The 20,827-nt window shown below is 68.5% G+C and carries 16 protein-coding genes and 1 riboswitch; of the genes, 10 read left to right on the top strand and 6 right to left on the bottom strand.

Annotation, left to right across the window (positions count from 1 at the left end; genetic code table 11):
• Window positions 1–252: 252 nt before the first annotated feature.
• On the top strand, window positions 253–2,310 hold the full coding sequence (locus AB0E63_RS25620) for a prolyl oligopeptidase family serine peptidase (protein ID WP_360371138.1): 2,058 nt from the start codon (window positions 253–255) through the stop codon (window positions 2,308–2,310).
• An 11-nt stretch (window positions 2,311–2,321) separates the two neighbouring features.
• Here the strand turns inward: AB0E63_RS25620 and AB0E63_RS25615 are convergent, their stop codons facing one another.
• The gene (locus AB0E63_RS25615; RefSeq protein WP_360371136.1) at window positions 2,322–3,686 is read right to left on the bottom strand and encodes an aminotransferase class V-fold PLP-dependent enzyme; all 1,365 of its coding nucleotides are present in this window, start codon (window positions 3,684–3,686) and stop codon (window positions 2,322–2,324) included.
• A 16-nt stretch (window positions 3,687–3,702) separates the two neighbouring features.
• Window positions 3,703–3,816, bottom strand: a riboswitch (SAM riboswitch).
• Window positions 3,817–3,912: 96 nt separating this feature from the next.
• Here AB0E63_RS25615 and AB0E63_RS25610 point away from each other — a divergent pair.
• The 8 genes from AB0E63_RS25610 (at window position 3,913) to AB0E63_RS25575 (ending at window position 12,058) form a co-directional block, all read left to right on the top strand.
• On the top strand, window positions 3,913–4,428 hold the full coding sequence (locus AB0E63_RS25610; protein ID WP_360371133.1) for a DinB family protein: 516 nt from the start codon (window positions 3,913–3,915) through the stop codon (window positions 4,426–4,428).
• 132 nt (window positions 4,429–4,560) lie between these two features.
• The gene (locus AB0E63_RS25605; RefSeq protein ID WP_360371130.1) at window positions 4,561–7,188 is read left to right on the top strand and encodes a DNA translocase FtsK 4TM domain-containing protein; all 2,628 of its coding nucleotides are present in this window, start codon (window positions 4,561–4,563) and stop codon (window positions 7,186–7,188) included.
• A 3-nt stretch (window positions 7,189–7,191) separates the two neighbouring features.
• Window positions 7,192–7,758 carry a hypothetical protein gene (locus AB0E63_RS25600; protein ID WP_360371127.1) on the top strand — a complete coding sequence of 189 codons (567 nt, stop codon included), beginning with the start codon at window positions 7,192–7,194 and terminating at the stop codon, window positions 7,756–7,758.
• A 119-nt stretch (window positions 7,759–7,877) separates the two neighbouring features.
• On the top strand, window positions 7,878–8,636 hold the full coding sequence (locus AB0E63_RS25595; protein ID WP_360371124.1) for a helix-turn-helix domain-containing protein: 759 nt from the start codon (window positions 7,878–7,880) through the stop codon (window positions 8,634–8,636).
• 76 nt (window positions 8,637–8,712) lie between these two features.
• Complete coding sequence (locus AB0E63_RS25590; RefSeq protein ID WP_360371121.1) at window positions 8,713–10,464, top strand: radical SAM protein; 1,752 nt, start codon at window positions 8,713–8,715, stop codon at window positions 10,462–10,464.
• The gene (gene pgsA / locus AB0E63_RS25585; RefSeq protein WP_360371118.1) at window positions 10,461–11,078 is read left to right on the top strand and encodes a CDP-diacylglycerol--glycerol-3-phosphate 3-phosphatidyltransferase; all 618 of its coding nucleotides are present in this window, start codon (window positions 10,461–10,463) and stop codon (window positions 11,076–11,078) included. The genes AB0E63_RS25590 and pgsA overlap by 4 nt, the downstream gene beginning before the upstream one ends.
• Before the next feature lie 22 nt (window positions 11,079–11,100).
• Complete coding sequence (locus AB0E63_RS25580; RefSeq protein WP_360371115.1) at window positions 11,101–11,601, top strand: CinA family protein; 501 nt, start codon at window positions 11,101–11,103, stop codon at window positions 11,599–11,601.
• A 163-nt stretch (window positions 11,602–11,764) separates the two neighbouring features.
• The gene (locus AB0E63_RS25575) at window positions 11,765–12,058 is read left to right on the top strand and encodes a helix-turn-helix transcriptional regulator (RefSeq protein WP_360371112.1); all 294 of its coding nucleotides are present in this window, start codon (window positions 11,765–11,767) and stop codon (window positions 12,056–12,058) included.
• 60 nt (window positions 12,059–12,118) lie between these two features.
• Here AB0E63_RS25575 and dapA read toward each other — a convergent pair whose 3' ends face one another.
• Window positions 12,119–13,006: a 4-hydroxy-tetrahydrodipicolinate synthase gene (gene dapA, locus AB0E63_RS25570; RefSeq protein WP_360371109.1), complete on the bottom strand. Its 888-nt coding sequence runs from the start codon at window positions 13,004–13,006 to the stop codon at window positions 12,119–12,121.
• A gap of 71 nt (window positions 13,007–13,077) precedes the next feature.
• Here dapA and AB0E63_RS25565 point away from each other — a divergent pair, with 71 nt between their 5' ends.
• Window positions 13,078–13,971, top strand: a complete 894-nt coding sequence (locus AB0E63_RS25565) for a LysR family transcriptional regulator (protein WP_360371106.1) — start codon at window positions 13,078–13,080, stop codon at window positions 13,969–13,971.
• A gap of 42 nt (window positions 13,972–14,013) precedes the next feature.
• Here AB0E63_RS25565 and AB0E63_RS25560 read toward each other — a convergent pair whose 3' ends face one another.
• From AB0E63_RS25560 to AB0E63_RS25545, 4 genes are all read right to left on the bottom strand, one after another.
• Complete coding sequence (locus tag AB0E63_RS25560; RefSeq protein ID WP_360371103.1) at window positions 14,014–14,553, bottom strand: pyridoxamine 5'-phosphate oxidase family protein; 540 nt, start codon at window positions 14,551–14,553, stop codon at window positions 14,014–14,016.
• A 279-nt stretch (window positions 14,554–14,832) separates the two neighbouring features.
• The gene (locus AB0E63_RS25555) at window positions 14,833–15,321 is read right to left on the bottom strand and encodes a DUF4262 domain-containing protein (RefSeq protein WP_360371100.1); all 489 of its coding nucleotides are present in this window, start codon (window positions 15,319–15,321) and stop codon (window positions 14,833–14,835) included.
• Window positions 15,322–15,405: 84 nt separating this feature from the next.
• A complete protein-coding gene (locus AB0E63_RS25550; protein ID WP_360371097.1) occupies window positions 15,406–16,191 on the bottom strand; it encodes a DNA-formamidopyrimidine glycosylase family protein in 786 nt (261 codons plus the stop codon).
• A gap of 19 nt (window positions 16,192–16,210) precedes the next feature.
• Window positions 16,211–20,815 (bottom strand): ATP-dependent helicase, encoded by a 4,605-nt coding sequence (locus AB0E63_RS25545; RefSeq protein WP_360371094.1) that lies wholly within the window; start codon window positions 20,813–20,815, stop codon window positions 16,211–16,213.
• Between the last annotated feature and the right edge of the window lie 12 nt (window positions 20,816–20,827).

The raw sequence follows: 20,827 nt of genomic DNA, 5'->3' as shown, positions 1-20,827 counted from the left end.
GGCCGGGAGGCCCCATGACTGCATCGATGCCACGCCTCCGGCGCGGCGGGTCATGGGGCTTTTGCTCCCGGCCTTCCCTCGTCGCTCCAGTCGCTTCGCTCCCTTCACTCCTCAGTCCAGGCCGGGAGGCCCCATGACTGCATCGATGCCACGCCTCCGGCGCGGCGGGTCATGGGGCTTTTGCTCCCGGCCTTCCCTCGTCGCTCCAGTCGCTTCGCTCCCTTCACTCCTCAGTCCAGGCCGGGAGGCCCCATGACCTATCCGGAGAGCCGCCGCGACGATGTGGTCGAGACGTTGCACGGGCACCAGATCGCCGATCCGTACCGCTGGTTGGAAGACCCTGACGCGCCCGATACCCAGGACTGGGTGCGGCGGCAGAACGAGTTCACTCAGGCCGAGCTCTCGAGCTATCCGGAGCGGCAGTGGTTCCAGACCACCATGTCCGCGATCCTCGCGCGTCCACGCGCCGGAGTCCCGGTAAAGAAGGCCGGGTGGTACCTGGTCGGCCGCAACGACGGCACACAGGCACAGGACGTCGTGTACGTCGCTGAGTCCCTCGACGAGCTACTGACCGGTGGCCGAGTGCTGATCGACCCGAACACGCTGTCCGCGGACGGCACTGACTCGTTGGGCTCGTTCACAGTGAGTCCAGACGGCAAGTACTTCGCGTACGGCGTCAACGAGAGCGGTAGCGACTGGACGACGTTCCGGCTGCTCGACATCGCCACCGGGACGCCCGTGGATGACGTGGTGACGGAAGCGAAGTTCTCCGAAGCCACGTGGCTCCCGGACAGTTCGGCGTACCTTTATCTGCACTACCCGGCCAGTGGTCGCAGTGAGGGCACCGAGACGAAGACGCTGACCGGTGGACGGCTGATGCTGCACAAGGTCGGCACACCGCAGTCCGAGGACGAGCTGGTGCTCAGCTTCCCGGACCAGGACCGTTACTTCATCACTCCGGAGGTCTCGGAGGACGATCGCTACCTGATCGTCCACATCAACGAGGGCACTGACCCTGGCAGTCGGCTCTGGGTCTTCCCGATCACCTCCGACGGAATCGGCGAGCCAGTGAAGGTGGTGGACACCTTTGCGGACGAGATCGCGTTCGTACGGATGTCCGGCGACCAGCTGGTACTGCGTACCGACCGCGACGCGTCCCGTGGTCGCGTGGTGCTCGCATCGTTGGATGGCTCGTTCGTCGACCTGATCGCCGAGGGTGAGGCGACACTCCAGGCCGTCCGCGGTACGGCTGCTGGACTGGCCACGCTGACGCTGGTCGACGCGCAGCCAGTGCTGACGCTGTACGCGCTCGACGGCTCGGACGCACGGGTCATCGACGTACCGGGCGGGGGCGTGGTGGAGTTCCATGCCAGCCCCGAGTACGACGAGCTCTTCGTCGGGTTGTCGACCACCACCGACCCCACGGTGTCGTACGTCGTCTCGACCGATGCCGGCGTGGTCCGTGCGCTGCCGGAGCTGGTCCGTGGTTCAGGTGGTTTCACCTCGCCATCGGTCACCGTGACCCGGCGCGTCGAGCCCGGCCGCGAGGTCCCGTACTTCCTGATCACCCGCTCCGACCTGGAGTTCTCGCAGCCACGACCGACCCTGCTCTACGGGTACGGCGGCTTCCGCGTCCCGATCCTGGCCGACTACAAGCCCGGCTGGCCGGCCTGGCTCGGGGCCGGTGGCGTGCTGGTGATCGCGAACCTGCGCGGCGGTGGTGAGTACGGCAGCACCTGGCACGACGCGGGCCGGCTCAAGAACAAGCAGAACGTGTTCGACGACTTCATCGCGGTCGCCGAGCACCTGCGGGACACCGGTGTGACCACCTCGGCTCAGCTCGCGATTCACGGTCGCAGCAATGGCGGTCTGCTCGTCGGTGCGGCCATGACTCAGCGTCCGGACCTGTTCGGGGTCGCAATGCCCGGTGTGGGTGTCATGGACATGTTGCGCTTCCACCTGTTCACCGTGGGCGCCGCGTGGGCCTCTGACTTCGGTCATCCGGACGATTCGGAGCAGTTCGAGGACCTGCTGGCGTACTCACCGCTGCATCGGTTGCGCGACGGCATGTCGTACCCGGCGACCCTCGTGGTCACCGGTGACCACGATGACCGGGTCGTGCCGTTGCACAGTCACAAGTTCATCGCCGAGCTGCAACATGCCCAATCCTCGTCCGCACCTGTCTTGACCCGAGTCGAGGTCAACACCGGTCACGGCTTCGGCAAACCCGCCGCGATGGTCGCGTCGGAATGGGCCGACCTACTGGCGTTCGCTGCTCACCATGTAGGCCTCGTACCTCCTGAGCAGTAGGAGGGCCGGCGTTACCAGATGCGGGGAGCGTGCAAGTCCCGCGGGTCGTCGGTGGGCTGACAGCCGTGGTCGGTGTCCTCGTACTCCGACCGCGGTCCACCGGCGGCCAGCGTTCGTACGGCGTTGACGAGGCGGTCCACGTGCTCACGCGTCGTACCGAGACCGAGGCTCGCGCGGACCGCCGTACCGTGCTCGGGGGAGTCAGCGAGTAGGTGACCGACGAGGGGGTGTGCGCAGAACTTTCCGTCGCGCACACCGATGCCGTACTCGGCGCTCAGCGCCGCGGACACGAGCGTGGAGCTCACACCGGCAACGGTGAAACAGACGGTGCCGACCCGGTCCGCGTCCTCGCCGAAGATCGAGTACGTCGTGACGCCCGGGACCTGAGCGAGTCCGGTCCGGAGTCGGGCGAGCAGGCTGCGCTCGTGCTGCTCGATCGCGTCGCGGTGCTTGCTGATCGCGGCACATGCCGAGGCGAGGGCGATCGCGCCGATGACGTTGGGGGAGCCGCCTTCGTGGCGTGACGGGCCGGTCGCCCAGACCACGGTGTCGTTGGTGACCGCAGTCGTCGCGCCCCCGCCGTACAGGTACGGGTCGGCGGCGTCGAGCCAGTCGGCGCGGCCGATCAGCGCACCGGCGCCGTAGGGCGCATAAAGCTTGTGGCCGGACAGTGCGACCCAGTCGACGTCCAGCGCGGCGATGTCGACCCGCCGGTGCGGCGCGAGCTGCGCAGCGTCGAGGCAGATCCGCGCACCGTGCGCCTTGGCGACCGCGGCGATCTCCGCGATCGGGAAGATCTCACCGGTCACATTGGACGCGCCCGTAACGACGACCAGCCGCGGACCCTCCGGAGCGTTGCGCAGAGCGTCGGCCACGTTGGTGACGGCCTCGCTGGGCGAGCTGGGCGCGTTGAGACGGACAGTCCGCTCAGCCGGCCACGGCAGCAGTGCGGCGTGGTGCTCGGACTCGAACACGATCACCGTCGCGTCCGCCGGTACGGCGTGGGCGAGCAGGTTGAGCGCGTCGGTGGTCTGCCGGGTGAAGATCACCTGGTCGTCGTCACGGGCACCGACGAACGCGTGCACCTCGGTGCGAGCACGCTCGTACCACTGGGTGGTGATGCGGGAGGCGTAGCCGTTGCCGCGGTGCACGGACGCGTACGACGGCAGTGCGGCCTCGACGCTGGCCCGGACCGACTCCAGACACGGCGCACTGGCTCCGTGGTCGAAGTTCGCGTAGTCAGTGACCCGGCCGTCGGCCAGTGGGACCAGCAGGTCCGAACCGACCGTGGCGGGGATGTTGCCGGTGACGAGCCGGGCGACGGTCGGCCGCGTGGTCGTCGTAGTGGCCGGCTCGAGGATAGAGAGGATCGACATGGTGCTGCTCCCGGGAAGTCCGCGCTTGCCGAGCGGGGTATCCGCACGGCCTGGTCTTCACCCGGGGCACCCCACCGCGGAGGAGGGTTGCCGGCCAGCAAGCCGGGGCTTCACGCTGACACTCATGACCTGCCGAGAACGGTAACGAACAGGCCACGACCTGCGCCAACGCCTATCTCATGTGATGAGATAGGCGAACACATCGTGGACATCGTGAGGAATGAAGATGACCTGGAGAGCACCGGCAGTCGAGCGACCGGACGGTTCGCTGACCGCGCCTGAGCGTGAGTTGCTGCAGGGTTATCTGAATTTCTACCGCACCACGCTGCTGTACAAGTGCGCGGGTCTGACCGCGGAGCAGTTGGCCGAGCGGCCGTCGAAGCCGTCGAACCTGTCCTTGCTCGGTCTGATCCGGCATCTGACCAAGGTGGAGCGGATCTGGTTCCGCATCCACTTCGCCGACGAGCCGGCCGAGCCGCTCTTCGCGCCCGCGCTGGGGAAGGACGCCGACTTCGAGCGCATCGATCCGGCTGAGGCACAGGCGGCGTACGACGGGTTGATCGCGGAGTGGAAGCTCTCGGACGAGGCTGCTGCCGGACGGTCGCTCGACGATCGGTTCACCTTCAGTGGGACCGAGTCGACGCTCCGGATGATCTACATCCACCTCATCGGCGAGTACGCCCGCCACTGCGGCCACGCAGACCTGCTCCGAGAACAACTCGACGGCACCACAGGAGCCTGAACCGACCTCCGCCTCTCTTAGGCTCCTGGGCGTTGAGCAGGGGAGTGGCAGCGCTGTGACGCGACGGATGGGGCAGCGTGATCGGCGTGTGACACGTGGGACTCGAGAGGTAATCGGGGTAGCCTGCTAGATATGGCGACCCGCACGTCTTCCCCGGCGCGGGCGCAGAAGTCGGCAGCCAAACGGCCGAGTACGGCTCGTTCGGCTGCTGGTGGACGCTCCCGTTCGTCAGGCGCCCAGAAGCGTGGGCAGAGCGCGAAACGCGGTGGTTCGACCGCCGCGCGGACCAGCACGCCCAAAAACAGCGGACCGGGCCCGTTCGCGGCCGCCATGATCGCTCTCGGTCGCGGTGTGGTGAAGGTCTGGATCGGCATCGCGCACGTGCTCGGACGGATGGTCCGCGGCATCGGCCACGGTGCCCGCGACCTCGACCCCGAGCACCGCCGCGACGGCGCCGGCCTGTTCCTGATCGGCCTGGCGGTCGTCGTGGCCGCCGCCATCTGGTGGGACCTCCCGGGCGCGGTCGGCAAGGGCATCCGGACCGTCGTCGGCGGCAGCGTCGGCATGCTCGGCTGGGCTGTCCCGCTGATGCTCCTGTTCATCGCAATGCGCACGCTGCGTCACCCGGACCGCAACGGCCCGGCCGGACGTCAGGTGATCGGCTGGACCGCCGTCGCCCTCGGCGTACTCGGCCTGGTCCACATCGCCAACGGTCTGCCCCGTCCGAGCAACCCGGCCGACGGACCGCTGCAGGACGCCGGCGGCGCGATCGGGTACGTCGTCTCGTCCCTGCTGTCCGACCTGCTCACGGAGTACGTCGCCGCACCGCTGCTCGTGCTGCTCTCGATCTTCGGTGCGCTGGTGATCACCGGTACGCCGGTCTACGCGATCCCACTGCGGTTCCGCGCGGCGTTCGACGTACTGATGGGACGTACGGCGCTGCCCGAGGACGCACCGTCCGTCATGGCCGCGCCGACCGACGACACCGTCCGGCTGACCCGCAAGGAGCGCCGGGCCAAGGCCGCGGTGGAGGAGGACGACGGCGATCCGACAGTCAAGCCGTACGACTCGCCGGTCCTCGAGGGACGTGAGATCTCCAAGCGCGGGCGCAAGGCCAAGGCAGCGTCGGCCGTGGACGAGGACGCGTACGACGTCGACGCTTCCGAAGCCGCTGGGGTTGCTGTCATCGCCCCGGCTGGTGCCGGTGGTGGTCCTTCGAAGTCGGACTCGCCGGCCGAGCCGCCTCCCCACACGCCGATCCCACAGCGGGTCGAGCAGCTCAGCCTGTCCGGCGACATCACCTACACGCTGCCCGACGGACAGATGCTCAAGCCGGGTTCGGTGCACAAGGCAAGGACCAAGGCGTCCGACCAGGTGGTCGACCGGCTGACCGAGGTGTTCGAGCAGTTCGGCATCGACGCCCAGGTCACCGGCTACACGCGTGGCCCGACCGTCACCCGGTACGAGGTCGAGCTCGGCTCGGCAGTCAAGGTCGAGAAGGTCACCGCGCTGTCGAAGAACATCGCCTACGCGGTGGCCTCGGCCGATGTGCGGATCCTGTCGCCGATCCCGGGCAAGTCCGCGATCGGCATCGAGATCCCGAACACCGACAAGGAGATCGTCAGCCTCGGCGACGTGATCCGCTCGGCGACCGCGCGCAACGATCACCACCCGATGGTGGCCGGCCTGGGCAAGGACGTCGAGGGCGGCTTCGTGGTCGCGAACATGGCCAAGATGCCGCACCTGCTGGTCGCGGGTGCGACCGGTTCGGGTAAGTCGTCGTTCGTCAACTCGCTGATCACCTCGATCCTGATGCGGGCCACGCCGGACGAGGTGCGGATGATCCTGGTCGACCCCAAGCGGGTCGAGCTGAACAACTACGAGGGCATTCCGCACCTGATAACGCCGATCATCACCAACGCCAAGAAGGCGGCCGAGGCGCTGCAGTGGGTCGTCCGCGAGATGGACATGCGGTACGACGACCTGGCCGCGTTCGGATTCCGGCATGTCGACGACTTCAACAAGGCCGTCCGTGGCGGCAAGGTGAAGCCACCACCCGGGTCCGAACGGGTGCTCTCGCCGTACCCCTATCTGCTCGTGATCGTGGACGAGCTGGCCGACCTGATGATGGTCGCCCCGCGCGACGTCGAGGACTCGATCGTCCGGATCACCCAGCTTGCGCGGGCGGCCGGTATCCACCTGGTGCTCGCCACCCAGCGGCCGTCGGTGGACGTCGTCACCGGTCTGATCAAGGCGAACGTGCCGTCGCGGCTGGCGTTCGCGACCTCGTCGCTGGCCGACAGCCGGGTCATCCTGGACCAGCCGGGTGCGGAGAAGCTGGTCGGCCAGGGTGACGGCCTGTTCCTACCGATGGGCGCGAGCAAGCCGATGCGTATCCAGGGCGCCTGGGTGACCGAGTCGGAGATCCGCGGCGTCGTCGAACACTGCAAGACCCAGCTGCAGCCGACGTACCGCGAGGACGTCACCGCTGTGGCCGGTCCGAGCAAGGACCTCGACGACGAGATCGGCGACGACCTCGACCTGGTCGTGCAGGCCGCCGAGCTGATCGTGTCCACCCAGTTCGGCTCGACCTCCATGCTGCAGCGCAAACTCCGCGTCGGCTTCGCAAAAGCCGGCCGGCTGATGGACATCCTGGAGAGCCGCGGTGTCGTCGGACCCAGTGAAGGTTCGAAGGCCCGCGACGTCCTGGTGAAACCGGATGATCTAGAGGACTTCATCACCACCCTCCGAGGAGACTGACCCGTGACCGCCGCGAGCGCACTGCCCAGGCAGGACCGTTTCGACGTCGACCCCAAGCCCGTGCCGTTCACCGTCCGCGCCTCCCAGCGGGTGCACGGCGGGCTCGCGCTGGGAGCTGCGCTGGTCGCCGTCGGCTTTGCCGCGTCCGCGTCCACCAGTCCCACCGGCGTACTGCGATGGATCGCGGCGGCGGCGTTCGCAGTACTGGCGGTGATCTGCGCGCGAGCACTGACGGTCGGAGACATGCTCGTCGCCGACGAGGTCGGCATCCGGTTGCGAATCGGCCACGAATGGATCGGAACACGCTGGGAGGACATCGACGAGGTGACGGTGCTGCAGCGCCGCCACCTGCTGGACGACGGCCGGATTGCCGTTCATTTACTGGATCCCGGACCGGTTCTGGGAGCGATGCCGAGCTCGACGCTCAAGACGACCGATGCGAACCGTCGTCTGACGGGCTCCTCACTCGCGGTACCGTTCGGGTTGACGGCGCGACCGTCGAACGGGGAAGTGGTACAGGCGCTGCACATGCTGGCGGATGCCAGGTGCCCGGTCAGGGAACAAGCCTGACTCTGCCGTGACCCCGTCGCATCAAGGCCGTTGACATGATGTCGGCGGTCCCGCTGTCGGCTTGACGATGCCGACGGTCCGCGGGAGTTAGGCCGGGCGATGGAGAGGATGGTGGGGACGTGAGCATCGGCAGCGAGCTCACGGCGGCCCGCGAACGGGCCGACATGACGATCGAGCAGCTGAGCGCCGCCACCCGGATCAGAACCGGGCTGCTCGTGGCCATGGAGGCCGACGACTTCTCCCGCTGCGGCGGGAACTTCTATGCCCGTGGGCATATCCGCTCGATCGCCCGGGTGGTCAAGGCCGATCCCGCACCGCTGATCGCCAGCTTCGACGCTGAGCAGGCCGTCGAGGAGGAGAAGTCCCGCCGCGAGGAACGCGCCGCGGTCAAGGGCCCGACCTTGCACCCGGCCCGCCCGCGCTGGGCCGTCGTGGTCGGCGCGATCCTGGTCAGCCTGATGGGCTGGGGGATGGTCCGCCTGTTCACGCTGCCCAACGACATCGAGGCCAACGCCTCGAAGACCGCGACCACCACCGCGACCGTCACCACTCCCACGCCGAAGCCGACCCCGAAGCCGTCCGCGAGCCCCACCCGCACGGCGACGAAGAAGCCGCCGGTCCTGAAGACCGAGCTGGTCCTGACGGCGAAAGGTGACGGCACCTACCTGACGGTCCGCGACAGGAAGAACAAGCGGCTCTTCCAGGGGCACCTCGGCCCGGGCATCGCCCAGTCGGTCACCAGCGCCGGCGACATCCGGATCTCCGTCGGCAACCCGGCGAACCTCATCGTCACCCTGAACGGCAAGCGCATCAACACCAAGCTGTACCGCTTCTACGCCCACGCCAACGGCACCCTCAGCAAATCCCCGTCGTCCTAGCGGCCCGTCGTGGGGGTTGGGCGGCGTGGGTTGGTGAGTTAGGTGGCGGGCTGCACCGCAAGTCATACTCGTCGTGATGACTACGCCACCCACCACCGTCGCCCTGGTCACGCTGGGCTGTGCCCGTAACGATGTCGACTCCGAGGAACTGGCCGGCCGGCTCGAAGCCGGCGGATTCCGGCTGGTCGAGGACGCCGCCGAGGCGGACACCGTGGTGGTGAACACCTGCGGGTTCGTCGAAGCCGCGAAGAAGGACTCCGTCGACACCCTGCTGGCCGCCTCCGACTACAAGGAATCCGGCCGCACCCAGGCCGTCGTCGCGGTCGGCTGCCTGGCCGAACGGTACGGCGAACAGCTCGCCGAGGCTCTCCCGGAGACCGACGCGGTCCTCAGCTTCGACGACTACGCCGACATCTCCGATCGCCTCCGCTCGATCCTCGCCGGCACCAAGCACCAGCCCCACGTGCCCCGCGACCGCCGCAAACTCCTCCCGCTGGCCCCCGCCGCCCGAGCCGCCACCACCGGCATAGCCATCCCCGGCCACGGCGACCACATTCCCGACCAGCTGAGGCCCGTCGGCGACGGCTCTGCCGGCGCCGCCTCGCCTGACACCCCAGCTCTCAAGGGACGCTTCGCCACGGGCCGGCCGGAAGAGCTGACGATCGACGCCCCCGACCTCACCTCCGCCCCGGCGAGCGGCCCGCGCGTCATGCGTCGCCGGCTCGACGGCGGCCCGATGGCCCCTCTCAAGCTCGCGTCCGGCTGCGACCGCCGGTGTGCCTTCTGCGCGATCCCGATGTTCCGTGGCGCGTTCGTCTCCCGCCGCCCAGCCGAGGTGCTCCGCGAAGCCGAGTGGCTGGCGGAGAACGGCGTACGCGAACTGTTCCTCGTCTCCGAGAACTCCACCTCGTACGGCAAGGACCTCGGCGACCTGCGCCTGCTCGAGACCCTCGTCGGCGAGATCGCCGCGGTCTCCGGCATCACCCGCGTGCGTGTCTCGTACCTGCAGCCTGCGGAGATGCGCCCGACCCTCATCACCGCGATGACCTCGACCCCCGGCGTCGTCCCGTACTTCGATCTCTCCTTCCAGCACGCCTCCGGCCCACTCCTGCGCCGCATGCGCCGCTTCGGTGACTCCGAGCGCTTCCTCGAGCTCATCGCTCAGGTCCGCGCGACCGCGCCGACCGCGGGCATCCGCAGCAACGTCATCGTCGGCTTCCCCGGCGAGACCGAGGAAGACGTCGACATCCTCTGCGACTTCCTCTCCCGCGCCGGCCTCGACGCGATCGGCGTCTTCGGATACTCCGACGAAGACGGCACCGAAGCCGAGACGTACGACGGCAAGCTCGACGAGGACACCATCGCCGCCCGCCTCGATCGCGTCACCCGGCTGGCCGAAGACCTCACCTCGGCCCGCGCCGAATCCCGCATCGGCGAACTCCTCGAAGTCCTCGTCGAATCTCTGGACAGGACGCCCTCCTCCGCCGACGCCCTAACAGGCGACACCCTCGCCGCCGGCGACGACGCCCGTACGCACGACATCCCCGCCGTCGGCGACGCCCGTACGGACGACATCCACGCCGGCGACGACGCGCGTGCGGACGACACTTCCGCCGTCGGCGACGCGCGTACGGGGGAGGGGCGGGCCGCTCATCAGGGGCCTGAGGTGGACGGGTCGACGACGCTGACCGGGCTTCCCGAGGGGGTTCGGGTCGGCGATCTGGTGTCGGCGAAGGTGGTCGGAAGCGACGGGGTCGACCTGATCGCCGAGTTCGCGGCACTCGTGAGCCCCCAGGACGGCCGTCCGGCGGATAACCTGACCGCGTGACCAACCCTCCGACGAACCCGGCGCCGCGCGCCGGCCACCTCCACGCGCCCAGCGCCTGGAACGTGCCGAACGCGCTCACCGTCCTGCGGCTCGTCCTGGTCCCACTCTTCGTCTGGCTGCTGCTCCGCGAGGGCGGCGACACCGACGGCAACCGGCTGCTCGCGACGGCCACGTTCGTGGTGGCGATCGTCACCGACCGCTTCGACGGCGACATCGCCCGCCGCTGGAACCTGGTCACGAACTTCGGCAAGATCGCCGACCCGATCGCCGACAAGGCGCTCACCGGCGCCGCCTTCATCGGGTTGTCCTATCTCGGCGAGCTCCCGTGGTGGGTCACCGTGGTGGTGCTGGTCCGCGAGTGGGGCGTCACCGCACTCCGCTTCTGGGTGATCCGGCACGGCGTCATGCCGGCCAGCCGCGGCGGCAAGCTCAAGACCGTTCTCCAGGCGATTGCCCTCGGCCTGTACCTCCTGCCATGGCAATCCTTCGCACCCCTGCACTGGACCGCCATGGCCTTCATGGGTGCCGCCGTCATCGTCACCATCGTCACCGGCATCGACTACGTCGGCCGAGCCCTCCGCCTCCGCGCCGCCGCCAAACGCCCGCTCCCATAAGCTCACCTGGTGGAGGTGACGGGTGGCTGAAGGGGACGCGGGGCTCGAGGCGGTCCTGGCGCGCTTGGTGGGGTTGCTGAAGGAGCGGGGAGAAACCGTTGCGACGGCTGAGTCGCTGACCGGTGGCATGGTCGGGGCCGCGCTGACCGATGTGCCGGGCGTGTCGGCCGTGTACCGCGGCGGCGTGGTTGTCTACGCGACTGACCTGAAGGCACAGCTTGCCGGCGTACCTGAGGATCTTCTGGCTGCTGTGGGTCCGGTACACCCGGATACGGCCGCTGCCCTCGCCACAGGCGTCCGAGAGCGTCTGGGGGCCACCTACGGGCTGGCGACGACCGGTGTGGCCGGTCCGGACCCGCAGGCGGGGATCTCGGCCGGCACGGTGTACATCGCGGCGGCCGGACCGGGGTCTGCGCAGGTGCGGAATTTGCAGTTGACCGGTGACCGCACGTCCATCCGTCGGGCGAGCGTACGGGCCGTTCTGGAACTCGGAGCAGCTTTGGTGGCGGAAGAACTCGACTGATCGGCGTGTTGAGACCAGCATGGGGACAGGTAGGGCAGACTGGCGCGGCGCACCGAAGGTGGACATTGCGAGGAGTGGTGACCCAGCAACGGGTACCGTTGGTTCCTACGGTCGCGCTACCGTGCGAGTAGAGACGACCGGACAGGCGGAAGGGAGAAACCTCATGGTGCTGGTTCGTGGCCTGCTGGGCGACGTCCTGCGGCGTAAGCGGCTGCGCCAAGGGCGCACTCTCCGCGAGGTATCCGCCGACGCTCGGGTCAGCCTCGGATACCTGTCCGAGGTCGAGCGCGGCCAGAAGGAGGCCTCCAGCGAACTGCTGGCCGCCATCTGCATGGCCCTCGACGTCCCGCTCTCGACGGTCTTCGCCGAAGTGAGCGAGGACCTGGCCCGCGAAGAGGCCCTCGTCCTGGCCCACCCGACAACCATCGAGACCGAGGTTGTAGCCTCCGCCGCCTAGTCACGACCGGCGGCCAGCTGTTCGTCGGTATCTGGCGAGCGTTGCCTGCCCAGCCGCGGTTCAGCGTGTGTGGCTCGGTGACATTTGGCAGCAGTCGAGGGCGGCTGCGGTGGCCGCTGGAGTTGCTTCGAGCAGGGGTAGGCGCACGTACGGGCTGGGGATTCGGCGCTGAGCCGCCAGTACGGCCTTGATCACCACCGGGTTGGGTTCGGCGAAGAGTGCTCGGGCCAGCGGAACGAGCCGATTGTTGAGGCGCGCCACATCGAGCGGCCCGTCGCGCCAGGCGCTGACGAGATCGGCGTACGCACGAGTCGCCACATTGGCACAGGCCAGGATTGCCCCGGACGCGCCGAGGGCCAGCAGTGTTCCAGCGTGGAGATCATCACCGGCAAGAACCGCGACATCCGCCGGCAGATCGCTCATGAACTCAACCGTCGCATCGTCGATACCGCCCACCGCGTGCTTGAACCCGGCGACATTTGGCAGCAGCGCAAGCCGACGGAGGGTATCGGCCCCCAACGGCCTGCCCGTGCGGTGTGGGACGTTGTAGATGATCAACGGCACCGGACTGGCGGCCGCGAGCCGACGGAAGTGCTCAACGACGCCGTCCTCAGATGGTCGGGTGTAGTACGGAACGACGCTGAGAACCGCGGTGGCGCGAGGATCAAGCTCCCCGAGCATGCCGATCGAGCCGTCAGTCGAGTTCGAGCCGGCACCGACGATCAAATCCGCTCCGCGCTCCGCGCACACTCCCGCGCAGATGTCGACAACCCTGCGGCGCTCCGCCGCCGTGAGCGTCGCCGGTTCGCCCGTGGTGCCCAAGGCGACGATGCCGGCCGCTCCATCGTCGAGCACGGTCTGGGCGAGCGACTCCAGAGCATCGGATGCGAGTTCACCCGCTGGGGTGAACGGCGTGATCAGCGGAACGAAGAGACCAGTGAGCGACATGCCTCGACGATCACTCACCTCCGCTCTGCAGGTCCAGTTCGAATTTCTGTCGCCGAGCGTAAGGTGTGCTTATGCTCGATGTGCGCAAACTCCGGCTCCTCCTTGAGTTGGCCCACCGGGGAACGATCGCAGCCGTCGCCGAGGCGCTCACCTACACGCCGTCAGCGGTCTCGCAACAACTCAGCGCTCTCGAACGCGAGGCCGGAGTCCAACTTCTCGAACGCACCGGCCGCCGAGTGACGCTCACCCCAGCGGCCCGCGGGCTTGTCGAGCACACCGAGTCAATCCTCGCGATCCTCCACGAGGCGTCCGCCGACCTGGCCTCGACCGCCACAGCCCTCACCGGAACCCTGCGCATCGGAGTCTTCCCCACAGCAGTCCCGACGATCCTCACACCCGCCGTCGTAGCCCTGAGCAGCGAGCATCCAGGCCTCGACCTCATGGTCACCGAACTGGATCCCGCGTCAGTGCCCGACGCCCTCCGCGACGAAAGCCTCGACATCGCACTGCTCCAGGAGTACGACTACGTCCCCATCACCTCCGATCCAGGACTAGAAACCGAACCACTCCTCCAAGAAACCGTCCACCTAGCTGCCCTCACTGCCGGCCCCTTGACCGACCGACGTGATTCCTCCTGGATCGCCGGCACTCCAGGCACCCTCTGCCACGCCCTGACCATCCGAGCCTGCGAAGCCGCCGGATTCACGCCACGCATCCGCCACCACGCCGACGACTTCGGCGCTGTGCTCGCCCTAGTGGCAGCCGGCCAAGGCGTCGCCTTCATCCCCGACCTGGCCGCCGTCGCCCCACCCACCACCGTGGTCCTCACGCCCCTCCCCATCCACCGCAAAACCCACCTCGCCTACCGCCGAGGCACCGCCACCCACCCCGCCATAACAGCCGCCCGAACCGCCCTACAAACAGCCACCACCCTCACCCCTCGAGCCCGCACGCCCCAACGGTGAGCCTGGCGGCGCCCGGCGCCGGTCGCTACCGTGACCAAGCCCTCAGCGGGGTTGGAGGAGGTCCTCGTGAGGTTCTGGCCTGCCGACGGACGTCGCGGAGGTCCCGCGGCGCACGTACTCGCGGCTCTGCGGCCATCGGGTCACGTACTGGTCGCCGGTGGGCTCGTCGTAGCGGATGTAGGTGACGTCCGCGACATCCACTCCGAACAGGCGAAATCGTCCGAGCATCGGTCGCCACCCCAGTGCGGCCGCGACTTCATCGGCGTACTGCTGCTGCACTGATGGATCGCGCTCGACGCTTGCCCGTCCTCGGATCTTGAACTCGCCGCCAGCGCCGTCGCGACCGGTGACGACGCTGTGCACGAGGATTCGTGGATCGCGTTCGAGGTCGGCCGCCTTGGCCGACTGCCACAACATCGACAGCCAGAGTTCGCCGGCCATCACCCATGGCTCCACCGGACTGATGCGGGGTGTCCCGTCACGACGAATGGTGCCCACGAGTACGACGCCGGGCCCGAACAACCGCCTCCGGCCCACCTCCGCCAGCCGTGGCTGATTCGCCTCCAACTGCGCCCAACGCATGGCTCCTCCTTCGCTTGCGATCTACCGCCTGCCTAACACCGGGCACCGGCAAAGCAGGAAAGCCGTCAGCAGACTCCGCCGGCGACGAGGAGGGGATGGAAGTTCTGGGGGTAGGGGAGGACCACTTCGATGGCCATACACGGCCGCCGCCTCCGCTGACACAACTCCGGCCAGCAGGACCTCACCCTGGGACCAGGACGCCCAGGCCAACTATCTGCTTCGCGCTGAGCAAGAGCCTGACGGCGCCAATAACGAGATCGGCCGTCCGCTGCGGGTCCGCTAGCTCATGCCGCTCGCCGAGCTCGGGTCAGTGGGGAGTTCGTCGGACGTGGGGTGAGGGGTGGTGGGTTGGATGAGGGTGACTCGGGTTGGCCAGAGGAGTTGGAGGGCGGGGAGGGGAGGGTCGTCGGGTTGGCGGAACATGTGGTTGGCGGTGAAGAGGTGGGTTGCGGAATCGGGGAAGCGGAGGAGCTCGGCGGTCTCTGGTGGCGGGAAGTACGCGGACAGGTCGTCGCCCTCGTCGAAGACGGCGCCGTCCATCACCGCCCACGCGAGCGGCTTGATCCCCAGGTAGGTCCAGCCCGGGTCGGGATCGAAGACGATGATCTCCGGGTGCCGGTACAGGCTGAGCCCGAGCGAGTACCCGAACGCTGGATTGCGCGCCCCATCGCCCTCGACATACTGGATCGTCCACCCGTAGGTCTGGATGTTCCGCTCGATTTGCTCCACATACTGCTCGTTGGTCAAACCATCGCACTTGTCGCACATCAGCCTCTCCTCTCGCTCGAACAAATGTTCGATGCGTCAGAGAAGATATCCGCGTCCCGTCCCGGTGCCGGCGTTATCCACAGGTCAGTTCTCGGGCTGGCAGGCGGGGCACCAGTAGGTGACTCGGTCGCGAGGTGGTTCGCCGACTGACGCGGTCAGGATCGTCGTCTTGCAGCGGCGGCACGCCTTGCCGGCGCGTTCGAACACCCAGGACCGCTGGCCGGGCCGGTCGACGCCGGTGCTCACCTGCGTGCCGTTGCGTAGGTTGGCCTTCATCAGTCGCCGGCTGAGATCGACAGCCGCAGGCACATCGACGGAGGAGACCGGTCGCCACGGGTGCAGGCCCAGCAGGAAGCAGACCTCGTTGCGATAGAAGTTCCCGATCCCAGCGAGATTCCGCTGGTCCAGCAACGCCTCGCTGATGGTTCGCTCCGGATCAGCCTCGACGTTCGCGATCGCCACGGAACGGTCGAACGACGGCGACAGCAGATCCGGCCCAAGGTGGCCGACCACCGTGTCCTCGGCGTCCGTCGCAACGAGTTCGAGCACCGGCAGCCGATAACCGACTGCCGTCCACGACGCGGTCTCGAGTACGGCGCGGATCTGGTGATCGGGTCCGCCATGCCAGCGCTCGCCGGGCCGGTACAGATGCCAGCTCCCGTCCATCCGGAAATGGCTGTGCACCGTCACCCCGCCGGACACCCGCATCAGCAGATGCTTGCCGCGCGCAACGACCTCCAGCATCGTGCGACCGCTCAGGTCGGTCGTCGCCAGCGACGGCACCCGGAAGTCCGTCCGGAGCAGCTCCTGGCCGCCAAGGGCCTGGTTCAGCCGCTTGCAGGCCCTCCAGACGGTATCTCCCTCAGGCATCGCTCAAGCCCGTCCCGACTCAAGCCCGCAGCCGCAAGCCCCGCGGCGTCGCATGGAAGCCCGCCTTCGCCAGTGCGTCACCGAAGGCCGTATGCCGGACCTGTTCACCGTCGGCCGTCTCCACACTCAGCTTGCCGAGCTGACCATCCCGGATCGACAAGGCAAGCGCATCGACCGCCGGCTGCAACAGGTCAGAGTCCTCGGTGAAACTCAGCACAGTCCGCCCACCACGCTCGACGTACACGATCAACTGCCCGTCCACCATCACGACCAACGCACCAGCCTTCCGCCCAGGCCGGTGTCCACCCGCGCTCTCCCGCTCGGGCCACGGCAGTGCCGCGCCGTACGGATTCGCGGGATCGGAAGCCGCGAGTACGACGGCCCTCGCCGTCAGCTCCGCGTCACGCCGACCGCCGGCCGGGGCGCGAGCTGATCCGGCGCCAGTAGACGTGGGCAACTCGGCCAGTGCCCGTAGTCGATCCACCGCACCAGGCAGCGCGAACTGCGCAGCGCCAAGCCCAGCCACGAAGTACCCGCGCCGGCATCGTCCCGACTCCTCAAAGGCACTCAGCACCTTGTACACGGCCGCGAACCCGCCCGGAGTCCGCTCCGTCATCACCGATCCGCGCGTGACGATCCCGTACCGATCCAGCAGCGTCTCCGCCGCAGCATGCGCCCGCCGCGTCGCGTCCTCACTACGAGCCGGAAGCAACGACCACCGGCCGCCGGCCGTCGGCGGCCCACTACGCGACGGCATCGCCGGTCGCCCCGGCCGCGGACGTCCCGGTCGGGCACGAGGCGTCGTACGCCGAACTCGATGACTACCCCGCCCACCGCCAACGAGCGAACGCACCGGAGCGAGCGTGTCGTTGGTGAGATGACCCGCCCACACGAGATCCCACAGCACTCCGACCAGCGTCGCGTCGTCCACCACACCCGATGCCGCCCCGACGACATCACTCAACTGCCGGAAGAAGAACGCGCCACCACCCGACAAGGCGTCGAGCACTGCCTGATGGGTGTCCCCGAGCTCAAAGGCAGGATCCGGATCAGGCAGGGTCAGGTCGCAGTTGTCCGCGAGATGCAGTGACACCCACCCATCCGTCCCGGGCAGCGAACCCGACCCGGCCCACACCACCTCACCGGTCGCGGTCAGCTCGTCCAGCATCGACGGCTGGTATCCCGGCACCCGCGAGGGCAGCACGATCGATTCCAGCGCCGACGCCGGTACGGCGCAGCCGGCCAGCTGCTCGACCGCACCAAGAAGTACGTCGTACCCACGGCCTCGGCTGCTCGTGATCCCTTGCCACGCGGGCAGGAACCGGGCGAGCGCGGACGGATCGACCGGCTCAACCTCCTTGCGCAGCGCGGCCAATGACCTCCGCCGAAGCAACCGCAGGATCTCGCTGTCGCACCACTCGAGCGCGATCCCGCCAGGCAGGAACTCGCCCTCGACAACCCGCCCGGCCGCACCAAGCCGCCGCAGCGCATCGGTGACGACAGCAACACCGATGCCCAGATGGGTCGCGAGATCGATAGCCCGGAAGGGTCCGTGCGTACGCGCGTACCGCGAGACAAGGTCCCCGAGGGGGTCAGCAACCGGCTCGGCATGCGCCTCCGCGACCCCGGGTGGGAGCGGCACGCCGAGGGCGTCACGCAATCGGGCCACATCCTCGACAACGGCCCACCGATGCTCACCAGCGATCCGGACCCGCACCACCCGGCGAGCGGAAGCCAGCGACGTCAACCACGACTCGGCGTCGGCACCATCGACACACCGCTGCGAGGCTTCGGACAACGACTGCGGACCGACAATCCGCAGGACGTCGAACAGCCCTTCAGCGTCACGAGCCCGGCGATCCTCGGCAAGCCGTTGCAGCTCCGCCTCGGTCCGCAGCACGACCTCGGCGTCGAGCAACTCCCGCAGCTCGGTCCGCCCGAGGAGCTCGGCAAGCAGGCTCTGATCCAGCGCGAGGGCGGCCGCACGCTTCTCCGCGAGCGGACTGTCGCCCTCGTACATGAACGCGCCCACGTACCCGAACAGCAACGACTTCGCGAACGGCGAAGCCTCCGGCGTCTCCACCTCGACCACCGAGATCCGCCGCTCGCTGATCCCGGTGAGCAGATCCTTCAACGCGGGCAGGTCGTAGACGTCCTGCAACACCTCGCGCAACGTCTCGAGCACGATCGGGAAGGAGCCATACTTGCTTGCCACCGACAACAGCTGCGCCGACCGCTGACGCTGCTGCCACAGCGGCGAACGCCGTCCAGGATTTCGTCGCGGCAACAGCAACGCCCGCGCAGCGCACTCGCGGAACCGTGCGGCGAACAACGCCGATCCGCCGACCTCGGCGGTCACCAAGTCCTCGATCTCCGCCGGATCGAACAGCACCAGATCCGCACCCGGCGGCGGCTCGTCCGTCTCCGGCAGCCGCAGGACGATCCCGTCGTCACCCGAGACAGACTGCGCATCCATCCCGTACCGCTCGCGCAGCCGCGCTGCGATCGCCAGTGCCCACGGTCCGTGCACCTGACCGCCGTACGGCGAATGCACGCAGACACGCCAGTCGCCGAGCTCATCCCGGAACCGCTCGACCACGACGGTCACGTCATCCGGCACCCGGCTCGTCGCGTCGCGCTGCTCGGCGAGATACGAGACGAGGTTGTTCGCGGCGTACTCGTCCAGGCCGGCTGTCCGCGCCCGCTCGACCGCCTTGGTGGCCGGCAGCGATGCCATCTTCCGGACGAAGGCGCCGGTCGCCGCGCCGAGCTCCGCCGGTCGTCCCACCGCATCGCCCTTCCAGAACGGCAATCGCCCCGGCTGACCGGGCGCGGGGGAGACCAGCACCCGATCGTGGGTGATGTCCTCGATGCGCCAGCTCGACGCGCCAAGGGTGAACACGTCGCCCACCCGCGACTCATACACCATCTCTTCATCGAGCTCGCCGACGCGGTGGTTGGTCGACTCGCCGACCAGGAAGACGCCGAACAGCCCGCGATCCGGGATCGTCCCGCCACTCGTCACCGCGAGGCCCTGCGCTCCAGGCCGCCCGGAGATCTCTCCGCTGACCCGATCGAACACGATCCGCGGCCGCAACTCCGCGAACTCGTCCGACGGGTAGCGGCCCGAGAGCATGTCCAGGACCCCGTCGTACGCCGATCGCGGCAACGTTGCGAACGGCGCACACCGTCGTACCAACGCGAACAGCTCGTCGACGTCGACCGTGTCCAGCGAGACGATCGACACGATCTGCTGCGCCAGCACATCGAGCGGATTGGCCGGGATGTGCAGGCTCTCGATCAGTCCATCGCGCATCCGCTGCACGACGACGGCTGTGTCGATCAGGTCGCCACGGAACTTGGGGAACAGCACGCCGCGCGACACCGCACCCACCTGGTGGCCGGCGCGGCCGACGCGCTGCAGCCCGCTGGCGACCGATGGCGGCGCCTCGACCTGGATGACCAGATCGACCGCACCCATGTCGATACCGAGCTCCAGGCTGCTCGTCGCCACCACACACGGCAGCCGACCGGACTTCAGATCGGCCTCGATCAGCGCTCGTTGCTCCTTGCTGACCGAGCCGTGGTGCGCTCGCGCAATCAACGGTGATGCCGCGAGCGACGCGCCCGACTGCGCCATCAGTTGAGCCGGTGAACCCTGCTCGGGCAGCTCGAGCTCGGCCCGCTCGGCAGCGATCTCGTTCAGCCGGGCAGTGAGGCGCTCGGCCAGGCGCCGCGAGTTCGCGAAAACGATCGTGGAGTTGTGTTGCGAGATCAGATCGAAGACCTGCTCCTCGACATGCGGCCAGATGGACGCATGCCGCGGTGGCCCGGCGGCTGAACCGGAGGTCTCCAGCTCCGTGCTCGCCAGCTCGGCCATGTCCTCGACCGGCACGACCACACTCAGATCCCACTGCTTGGTGAACTTCGGCTGCACAACGGTGACGGGCCGTTCGCCGCCGAGGAAGCGCGCCACCTCCTCGACCGGGCGCACCGTCGCCGACAGGCCGATCCGCTGCGCCGGCTTCGGCAGCAACCCGTCGAGCCGCTCCAGCGTGAGCGCCAGATGTGCACCGCGCTTCGTCCCCGCGACCGCGTGCACCTCGTCGACGATCACGGTCTCCACGCCACGCAGCGACTCCCGGCCCTGCGATGTCAGCAACAGGAACAGCGACTCAGGGGTCGTGATGAGTACGTCGGAAGGCCGCGAAGCGAACCGTCGTCGTTCGCTCGCCGGCGTATCGCCGGAACGCACCGCGACCTCGACATCGATCGGCGCCTCGCCGAGCCGCCGCGCGGTCTCCCGGATCCCGATCAGCGGCGCGCGGAGGTTGCGCTCGACGTCGACCGCGAGCGCCTTCAACGGCGACACGTACAACACCCGGCAGCGCAGCTTCGGGTCGTCCGCCGGAGGAATTGTTGCCAATCGGTCCAGCGCCCAGAGGAAGGCAGCCAGCGTCTTGCCCGAACCGGTCGGGGCGACCACCAGCGCATCCCGGCCCGCGGTGATGGCGTCCCACGCCTCGAGCTGGGCCGGGGTGGCCGCCTCGAAGACGTCGCCGAACCACGCCCGGGTCGCGGGCGAGAACCGGCTCAACGCGCTGGTTTTCTTCACGCCGACCATCTTGCCGGGTCC

Source organism: Kribbella sp. NPDC026596, assembly GCF_040638415.1.
GTDB lineage: Bacteria > Actinomycetota > Actinomycetes > Propionibacteriales > Kribbellaceae > Kribbella.
The sequence above is the reverse complement of the archived record's forward strand: the minus strand, read 5'-3'. Positions and strand labels throughout refer to the sequence as shown.

Bases quoted from the DNA above. Each gene is read 5' to 3' on its own strand.
- AB0E63_RS25620 (WP_360371138.1), top strand. From the start codon at position 253: ATGACCTATCCGGAGAGCCGCCGCGACGATGTGGTCGAGACGTTGCAC.
- AB0E63_RS25615 (WP_360371136.1), bottom strand. From the start codon at position 3,686: ATGTCGATCCTCTCTATCCTCGAGCCGGCCACTACGACGACCACGCGG.
- AB0E63_RS25610 (WP_360371133.1), top strand. From the start codon at position 3,913: ATGACCTGGAGAGCACCGGCAGTCGAGCGACCGGACGGTTCGCTGACC.
- AB0E63_RS25605 (WP_360371130.1), top strand. From the start codon at position 4,561: ATGGCGACCCGCACGTCTTCCCCGGCGCGGGCGCAGAAGTCGGCAGCC.
- AB0E63_RS25590 (WP_360371121.1), top strand. From the start codon at position 8,713: ATGACTACGCCACCCACCACCGTCGCCCTGGTCACGCTGGGCTGTGCC.
- AB0E63_RS25575 (WP_360371112.1), top strand. From the start codon at position 11,765: ATGGTGCTGGTTCGTGGCCTGCTGGGCGACGTCCTGCGGCGTAAGCGG.
- dapA (WP_360371109.1), bottom strand. From the start codon at position 13,006: ATGTCGCTCACTGGTCTCTTCGTTCCGCTGATCACGCCGTTCACCCCA.
- AB0E63_RS25565 (WP_360371106.1), top strand. From the start codon at position 13,078: ATGCTCGATGTGCGCAAACTCCGGCTCCTCCTTGAGTTGGCCCACCGG.
- AB0E63_RS25560 (WP_360371103.1), bottom strand. From the start codon at position 14,553: ATGCGTTGGGCGCAGTTGGAGGCGAATCAGCCACGGCTGGCGGAGGTG.
- AB0E63_RS25555 (WP_360371100.1), bottom strand. From the start codon at position 15,321: ATGTGCGACAAGTGCGATGGTTTGACCAACGAGCAGTATGTGGAGCAA.
- AB0E63_RS25550 (WP_360371097.1), bottom strand. From the start codon at position 16,191: ATGCCTGAGGGAGATACCGTCTGGAGGGCCTGCAAGCGGCTGAACCAG.
- AB0E63_RS25545 (WP_360371094.1), bottom strand. From the start codon at position 20,815: ATGGTCGGCGTGAAGAAAACCAGCGCGTTGAGCCGGTTCTCGCCCGCG.